This window comes from Candidatus Hydrothermales bacterium, from assembly GCA_039630235.1.
Lineage (GTDB): Bacteria > Hydrothermota > Hydrothermia > Hydrothermales > JAJRUZ01 > JBCNVI01.
On the sequence record JBCNVI010000023.1, the window covers coordinates 1 to 403 of the forward strand.

Sequence of the window (403 nt, forward strand, 5' to 3'; positions counted from 1 at the left end):
TCTTCATAGGATGGACAGGGAATACTCAAGGACCTTGCGGAGTTTGAAAGCCTGTAATAATGAAGCCTCAGCTTTTCTTCGGATGGTCTCCACCTTATTGTTTCAAAAAGCCCCTCTCCAAAAAGAAGCGTTCGGTTATACATTCCCATATATCATAAGCCCCGGGGCGGGGCTTGAGGGTTATCTGAGGGAAGGGTTGGGTGTTCTGGCGGTTGAAGCCGGTAAAATGGGTAATTCAAGAGCATGCTTTGGTATCTGACCTGTTAGGGATTTTAGAAAGGCAACTATGTAACGGGTTTCTTCATCGGTTAGCTTTCTGTTGAGCTGTGTCTCTGCCATTATCTTTACCGCATCCTCAAGCTTCCATACACTTCCATCGTGGAAATAGGGATAAGTTCTCTCT

General features: G+C 45.7%; 1 protein-coding gene. It reads right to left on the reverse strand.

Features of this window, described 5'->3' with window-relative positions:
- Positions 1-180 precede the first annotated feature (180 nt).
- On the reverse strand, positions 181-403 hold a 223-nt coding region (locus ABDH49_09050), incomplete at its 5' end, for a cytochrome-c peroxidase (protein MEN3047098.1).